The sequence below is a fragment of the Streptomyces sp. MK37H genome (assembly GCF_018035285.1).
Taxonomy (GTDB): Bacteria; Actinomycetota; Actinomycetes; order Streptomycetales; family Streptomycetaceae; genus Streptomyces; species Streptomyces endocoffeicus.
Window position 1 is genome coordinate 1 of sequence record NZ_JAAAYH010000377.1, and the last position, 8,771, is coordinate 8,771.

Consider the following 8,771-nt stretch of genomic DNA (forward strand, 5'->3'; position numbering starts at 1 on the left):
AGGGGCACGATTGCCGGGATCATGTACTCGGGCAGCCGGTCGGCGGCGAGGCGGCGCAGGGCAGCCGGGTCGAGCTCGCCGGTGGGGACCACATAGGCGACGAGGCGCCGGTCCCCGGGGCGGTCCTCGCGGATGACCACGGCGGCCTGGGCCACGGCCGGGTGGCCGCTGAGGACGGCCTCGATCTCACCGGGCTCGACGCGGAAGCCACGGACCTTGACCTGCTCGTCAACCCGCCCCGCGAAGACCAGATCACCCTCTTCGGTCCACTTCGCCAGATCCCCACTGCGATACATCCGGCCACCCTGGGCCGCGAACGGGCAGGCGACGAAACGCTCGGCGGACAGGTCCGGCCGACCGATATAGCCCCGGGCCAGACCCGCACCGGCGATGTACACCTCGCCCGTCACGCCTACGGGCACCGGCTTGAGGAACTGGTCGAGCACATAGACGCGGGCATTGGGGAGGGGACGGCCTATCGGCGGAGCCTCCTCCAGCGCGGCGTCCAGCGGAGTGGCGGTCGCGGTGGTGATGACAGTGGCCTCGGTCGGCCCGTACGTGTTCCACACCCGCGCACCCACCGACCACCGCCCCGCCAGCTCCGCACTCAACCGCTCCGCACCCAGCACCCAATTGCTCACACCCGGGACAGCGTCAGGATCCAGCACCCCCAGCAGAGACGGCACCACACTCGCCACCCGCACGCCACACCGGCCGATCATCTCCGCCAGGGCCTGAAGGTCATTGCGCTCGGCGGTGGTGGCGACGGCGAGGGTGCCACCGGCGGCGAGGGTGACGGCGACATCGAGAACGGCGGCGTCAAAGCTGAACGACGCGAACTGCAACGCCACCACACCCGTGTCCATCCCCAGCACCGGACGCATCGCCTCAGCCAGATTCGCCACACCACCGTGAGCGACAGCCACACCCTTCGGCCGCCCCGTCGAACCCGACGTATAGATCACATACGCCAACTGGCCCGGGACAATGACCGTCCCCAGCGGCTCCGCCGAGAAGGCGTCGGCGCCCTCGAGAAGAACCGCGCGGGCGTCACCGAGGGGGACGTCGGCGAGGCAGTCGGCCGTACCGAGGATCACTTCGGCGCCACTGTCCGCGATCACGAAACCCAACCGGTCGGCCGGGTACTCCGGATCCAACGGAACGAACGCACCACCGGCCTTCCACACCGCCAACTCCGCCACCACCATGTCCACCGACCGCGCCAAACACAACGCAACCCGCGACTCCGGACCGACGCCGACCTCGCTCAAAAGCCGCGCCAAGCGATTCGCCCGCCGATCCAACTCCCCGTACGACACCGACTCACCACCACACCGCACCGCCACCACATCCGGCGTCTCCGCAACCCGCGCTTCGACGCGCTCCACGATCGAACCGGCGGGCAGTGTGGTCTCGGTGGCATTCCACTCCGCCACCACCCGCGACCACTCCGCATCCCCCAGCACCTCCAGCCGACCGACCAACGTCTCCGGATCGGCCGCCATCTGCCCCAGCACCCGCACCAAGCGGCCAAGGAGCCCCTGGGCCGCCTCGGGGTCGAACAGGTCAGGGCGGTAGTCCAGCCGCAGCCGCAGCTCCTCCGTCGGGTGGACACCCAGCGACAGCGGGAAGTTGGTGGACTCACGCATCGCCGCGCCGGTTATCCGCAGCCCAGCGGCCGCCGCCGTGGAGTCCTGCGCCCCGATGGGGTGGTTCTCGAACGCCATGATGGTGTCGAAGGTGGCGCCGGGCCCGGTCTGCCGCTGGATCTCGGTGAGGCTCAGATGCTGGTGGTCCAGCAACGCCGACTGCCGTTCCTGTAGCTCCGCGAGCAGCTCGGCGACCGTCCGCGCCGGGTCCAGGCGCACCCGTACGGGCAGCGTGTTGATGAAGAGCCCCAGCATGCTCTCCATGCCGGGGAGGTCGACGGGGCGCCCCGCCACCGTCGCGCCGAACACCACATCGCGGCGGCCGGTGAGCCGACCGAGCACAACGGCCCAGGCAGCCTGGATCACGGTGTTCAGGGTCAGGCCGTTGCGGCGGGCGAGGTCCCGCAGTCGGTCGGCGAGTACCGCCCCGGCGTCGGTGGCCGCCTTGCCGGAGGCGACCGGGGCAGTGGACTGTCCGCCCGGTGCCACCAGCGTCGGCTCGTCCGCGCCCGTCAGCTCCTGCCGCCATGCGTCCCGCGCGGCTCCCTTGTCCTGGCGGGCGAGCCAGGCGAGGTAGTCACGGTACGGGGTCACGGGCGGCAGGCCGTGTGCGCTGCCCCCTGCCTCGTAACACGTCCACAACTCCCGCATCAGCACCGGCAGCGACCAGCCATCCAGAAGGATGTGATGCAGCGTGACCATCATCCGGTACTCATCCGGCCCGACCTTGACCAGCAACACCTTCAGCAACGGCGGCACCGCCAGGTCGAAACGCCGCTCCCGCTCCTCGACCCCCAACCGCTCCGACTCCGCCCGGGCCACATCGGCATCCAGCCCGGACAGGTCCTCCTCCCGCCACGGAAGCTCCACGCCCCGGGCGATGACCTGCACCGGCTGCGCCACCCCGGCCAGCTGCCGGAAGCCAGCGCGCAGGCTCTCGTGCCGGTCGAGCAGCGCCTGCCACGCGTCGCGCAGCACCGCGGGATCCAGCTTGCCCTCGAGATCCAGCACGAGTTGCTCGACATAGACGTCGATGCCCCGCTCGTCGTACACCGCGTGGAAGAGCAGACCCTCCTGCAGCGGCGACAGCGGCCAGACGTCCTGGACTCGCATCTGAGTCATCGTGCTCCCCCCTTGTCCGCGAGTTCCGCTTCGAGCGCGTCGATCTGGCTCTGGTCGAGCGTGATGAGTGAGAAGTCCGACGGTGTGTGGCCGCCGCCGGAGCCGGTGGTGTGGGTGGCGAGGCCGGTGAGCATCGCCAGCCACCCGTCGGCGAGTCGCCGCATGTCGTCGGTGTGGTGGAGGTGCTGGGGCCAGGCGAGTGTCAACGTGAGCAGCGGGCCGTCCGGCAGGTCGCGGACCAGGCCGACGGCCTCCAGGGCGTGGGCCAGCGGGACCTCGTCGCCCACTCCGCCACCGAGACCGCCTTCGGGAGCGGCGGACCAGGCCGCAGCCGTCTGCTCCGGTGTCCCATCGGCGAAGCGGCCCAGGTAGGTGAAGCCGATCTGGGCGGTGGGCAGCGCGGCGAGTGCGGGCGCGGTCCCGGGGTTGAGATGGCGGAGCAGACCGTGGCCGAGGCCATCGCCCGGGACCGCGCGGAGCTGTTCCTTGATGTGCTTGACGGCCCGCCCCGCCACCGGCCCGCCGCCGCGCAGCCCGGCGAAGTCCTGTGTCGCGGGGTCGAGCCGCACGGGGTACGTGCTGGTGAACCAGCCCACCGTACGGGCCAGATCGAGACCGCCGGACGTCCGGCCGTGGCCTTCCACGTCCACGAGGACCCCGCTCTGCGCATGCTGCCCGCGGTGCCGCCGCCACTCCGCGACGGCGGAGGACAAGGCGGTGAGCAACACATCGTCGATCCCGGCGTGGAAGGCGGCCGGGACAGTCGTCAGCAGGGTGGCGGTGAGCTCGGCCGAGGCCGTCACGGAGACCCGCCGCAGCGTGGCGCCCACGTCGCGGTCCGGGTCCAGGGGGCACCCGCCGAGCGGTGCGTCGGAGCCGCGCAGCAGTCGGGTCCAGGCGGGGAGTTCGGCGAGCCGCGGTTGGCCGGTGGCTTCGGTCCGCAGGGCGCGGGCCCAGTGCCGGAAGGAGGTGGGCACGGGCTCCAGCACGACCTCACGGCCGGCCGCCAGGTCCGCGTACGCCTGGGCGAGGTCCGGGATGAGGATGCGGAGGGAGAGCGTGTCCACGGCGAGGTGGTGGACGGTGAGCAGGAGCCGTCCGGGGGTGGCCGGGCCGAGGTCGAACCAGACCACCTGCGCCATCACCCCGGCCCGCGGATCGAGCCGGTCTGCGGCGGCCCGCGACTGCTCGGCGATCAGGTGCTCAAGGTCACCCCCGGCCGCACTCGCATCGATCCGGTGCACCCACGGGGCCACGGATACGGTCGGGGGGACGAGGAGGCGGGGTTCGGGCTCGGTGTCCAGCCGGGCCCGCAGAATGTCGTGGTGATCGACCACCGCCTGAACGGCAGCGGTCAGCGTCTCCAGCCGCATCCCCGCCGGAACCATCACCACGGTCGACTGGAACACCCCAGCTATGCGTTCTGCTCCGGCCCGGTCCAGCAGCTCATGCATGACGGGGGTCAACGGCACCTCGCCGGTGCCCGGATCGCCGCTCCCCTCCAGGCCATCGGCGGTGGCCACATCACGGGCCACCACGGCCAGGTCCGCCGGAGTACGCCGCTCGAACACCTGCCGGGCGCTCACCACCAGACCCGCCTTACGCGCCCTCGACACCAGCAGCATCGACATGATCGAGTCACCGCCGAGCTCGAAGAACGACGCATCGGCACTGACCTCATCGAGGCCAAGCACCTCGGCGAAGAGCCCACAGAGGATCTCTTCGGCTGGCGTCTCCGCGGCCCGCCCCGACGTCGTCTCGGCGGTGTCGGGAGCGGGGAGTGCGGTGCGATCCAGCTTGCCGTTGACCGTCAACGGCAGCGCGTCCAGCGCCATGACGGTCGGGACCATGTACTCCGGCAACCGGTCCGCCGCGAACTCCCGCACGGCCGCCACGTCCAGCTCCCCGTTGGGGACCACGTACGCGACCAGCTGCCTGTCCCCCGGCCCGCCCTCGCGGACCACCACCGCAACCTGCGCCACGCCCTCGCAGGCGGCCACCACCGCCTCGATCTCGCCGGGCTCGACGCGGAAACCACGGACCTTGACCTGCTCATCGACCCGCCCCGCGAAGACCAGATCACCCTCTTCGGTCCACTTCGCCAGATCCCCACTGCGATACATCCGGCCGCCCGGGACGCCGAAGGGACACGCGACGAAACGCTCCGCCGATAGCCCTGGCCGACCGATATAGCCCCGGGCCAGACCCGCACCGGCGATATAAACCTCGCCCGTGACGCCTACGGGCACCGGCTTGAGGAACGTGTCCAGCACGAACACCTTGTTGTTGGGCAGAGGGCGGCCTATCGGTGGTGCCGTACCCAACCCGGGATCGAGGGGCATGGCGGTGGCGGTGGTGATGACAGTGGCCTCGGTCGGCCCGTACGTGTTCCACACCCGGGCACCGGCCGACCACCGCCCGGCCAACTCCGCGCTCAACCGCTCGGCACCCAGAACCCAATTGCTGACACCCGACACGGCATCCGGGTCCAGCACTCCCAACAACGACGGCACCACGCTGGCCACCTGCACCCCGCACCGGCCGATCATCTCCGCCAGCGCCTGCGGATCCTTACGCTCATCCGCACTCGCCACCGCCAAGGTGCCGCCGGCGGCGAGGGTGACGGCGACATCGAGAACGGCGGCGTCGAAGCTGAACGACGCGAACTGCAACGCCACCACACCCGCGTCCATCCCCAGCACCGGACGCATCGCCTCAGCCAGATTCGCCACACCACCGTGAGCGACAGCCACACCCTTCGGCCGCCCCGTCGAACCCGACGTATAGATCACATACGCCAACTGATCCGGGACGATGACCGTCCCCAGCGGCTCGGCGGAGAAGCCGTTCGCCTCCTCCATACGCACAACCCGGGCACCACCGACCGGCACCGAGGCCAAGGTCTCCGACGTACCGAGAACCACTTCGGCGCCGCTGTCCGCGATCACAAATCCCAGCCGGTCCGCCGGATACTCCGGATCCAACGGAACGAACGCACCACCGGCCTTCCACACCGCCAACTCCGCCACCACCATGTCCACCGACCGCGCCAAACACAACGCAACCCGCGACTCCCGACCCACACCAGCACCGTTCAACAACCGCGCCAGCCGATTCGCCCGCCGGTCCAACTCCCCGTACGACAGCGCCTCTTCACCACACCGCACCGCCACCGCATCCGGCGCCGCAACAACCCACGCCTCGAACCGCTCCACAATCGAACCGCCAGGCAGCGCAGCCCCCGTGGCGTTCCACTCCGCCACCACCCGAGCCCGCTCCACCTCACCCAACACATCGATCCCACTGACCCGCACCCCAGGATCAGCCGCCACCTGCTCCAACACCCGCACCAACCGCCCCGCCAACAACCGCACCGTGCGCTCATCGAACAGATCGGTCGCATACAACAGCCCACCCACGAGCCCGGCCGGATCGCCTTCGCTGTCGCGCCGTTCGGCCAGGGTCAGCGACAGGTCGAACTTGGCGGTGGACTCCTGCGAGGTGGCCTCCAGCGGCCCGACCCGCAGCCCGGGCAGATTCCACCGGCCCTGGGAGGCGGGCAGGTTCTGGAGGACGAGCATGATCTGGAACAGCGGGTTGCGGGAGAGCGATCGGGTCGGGTTGAGGTCTTCGACCAGCCGCTCGAACGGCACATCCTGATGCGCGTATGCCGCAAGATCGGTATCCCGCACCCGGGCCAGCAGCTCATCGAAGCCCGGGTCGCCGCTCAGATCGGTGCGCAGCACCAGCGTGTTGACAAAGAAGCCGGCCAGCCCGTCCAGCGCCGCGTCACCGCGACCCGCCGTCGCCGTGCCAATGGGGATGTCCGTACCCGCACCCATCCGCGACAGCAGAACCCCCAGCGCCGCGTGTACGACCATGAACATCGTCGCCCGGCCACGCCGCGCCAGCTCCACCAGCCTGGCGTGGGTCTGCGCGTCCACCTCCACCGGCAGAGTGCGCCCGCGGAACGTCGGCGTGGCCGGTCGTGGCCGGTCGGTCGGCAGGTCAAGCTCCTCCGGCACACCGGCGAGCGTCCGCCGCCAGTGGTCCAGCTGCCCGCTGATCACACTCTGCGGATCACCGAGATCGCCCAGCACCTCACGCTGCCAGAGCGCGTAGTCGGCGTACTGCACGGGCAGTGGCTCCCAGCCCGGGAGTCGGCCCTGGTGGCGGGCGGTGTAGGCGGTCTCCAGGTCCTGTGCGAGGACGCCCATCGACCAGCCGTCCACCGCGATGTGGTGCGCCACGATCAGCAGGATGTAGTCCGTGGGGCCGGTCCTGAGCAGCCGGATCCGCCAGGGCAGATCGACGCTGATATCAAAGCCGCGGCCCACGTGAGCCGTAAGGGCGTCGGCGATCTCGTCCTCGGTGGTGTCCACCACGACCAGCGGCGGCCTGCCCGCGGCGCCTTCGAGCACCTGCTGACGCGGGACGCCTTCGCTCGCCGGGTAGATCGTGCGCAGGCTCTCGTGCCGGTTGGCGACATCGCCCAGCGCGGCCTCCAGCGCCTCGAGGTCCAGTTCGCCGGACATCCGCAGGGCCAGGGGAAGGTTGTACGCCGCGCCCTCGCCCGCGCCTTCGAGCTGGTTGAGGAACCACATGCGCTGCTGCTCGAACGACAGCGGCAGCACCTCCGGCCGGGGCCGCGCCGTCAGCGCAGCGTGCGTCTGGCCGGTTGCCGCGTCCACCAGCCGTGCCACGCCCGCGGCTGAGGAAGCGGCGAAGAGCTCCCCAATGGTGAGCTCCGCCCCCAGGACGGCGCGGACGCGGGCGATGAGCCGCATGGCGAGCAGGGAGTCGCCGCCCAGTTCGAAGAAGGACGCCTCCGCGTCCACCCACTCCAGCCCGAGCACCTCGCCGAAGACCCCGGCGACGATCTCCTCGACCGGGGTGGCGGGGCCGCGCCCGGTGGCGCCGCCGAACTCCGGGGCGGGGAGGGCGGCGCGGTCCAGCTTGCCGTTGGCGGTGACGGGGAGGGTGTCAAGGGCCATCACGGCCGCCGGGATCATGTACTCGGGCAGCCGCTCGGCCACGTACTCCCGCAGCCCAGTCAGTGCACCGTCGCCATCACCGTTGCCGCTGCGTACGACGTAGGCCACGAGGCGCTTGTCGCCCTGCCGGTCCTCACGCACGACGACCGCGACCTGACCCACGCTCCCGTGCGCGGCGAGCACGGCCTCGATCTCACCCGGCTCCACCCGGAAACCACGGACCTTCACCTGCTCATCCGCCCGCCCCGCGAACACCAGCTCACCATCGGCCGTCCACCGCGCCAGGTCGCCCGTGCGATACATCCGCCCACCCGTGAACGGGCACGCTACGAAGCGCTCCGCCGACAGCCCCGGCCGGCCGAGATAGCCGTGAGCGAGCCCGGCGCCCGCGAGATACAGCTCACCGTTGACGCCCGGGGGCACGGGGTTGAGGTACTCATCGAGGACGAACGCCTTGGTGTTGTCGCGCGGCCGACCGATCGGCAGCACCGCCGGAACCTCCGCCCCAGGAGCAACCGGATACGTCGTGGCACACAAGGTCGCCTCGGTCGGGCCATACAAATGCCGGACCACAATCCCCGGGCAAGCGGCCTTGACCTGGCCAACCGCACCGGCAGGCACCACATCGCCACCGGTCAGCACCTCCGCCAGACCTGACAGACACTCCGGCGACTCCTCAGCCAGCACACCGAACAAACCAGCCGTCACATGCACAGCCGTCAGCCCATGCGCCTTCACCAAACCCGCCAACACCGCCGCATCCACCCGACCCGGCGGCGCCACCACCACCCGCCCACCACTGACCAACGGCACCCACACCTCAAACACCGCCACATCGAACGCATGCGGCGCATGCATCAACACACGCCCCCGCGCAGCCTCACTCCAACACCCATCCGCCACCAGCGCGGCCACCGCACCATGGCTGACCGCCACACCCTTCGGCACACCCGTCGAACCAGACGTGAACATCACATACGCCACATCCTCCGCCGAAACCACCACC

The 8,771-nt window shown here is 70.6% G+C and carries 2 protein-coding genes; both read right to left on the minus strand.

The window, feature by feature from the left end; translation table 11 throughout:
• Positions 1-2,771, minus strand: a 2,771-nt coding sequence (locus tag GWI24_RS34920) for an amino acid adenylation domain-containing protein (protein WP_210950058.1), incomplete at its 3' end; no start/stop codon positions are given.
• Positions 2,768-8,770 (minus strand): non-ribosomal peptide synthetase, encoded by a 6,003-nt coding sequence (locus tag GWI24_RS34925; protein WP_308344193.1) that lies wholly within the window; start codon positions 8,768-8,770, stop codon positions 2,768-2,770. The genes GWI24_RS34925 and GWI24_RS34920, both read right to left, overlap by 4 nt.
• Between the last annotated feature and the right edge of the window lies 1 nt (position 8,771).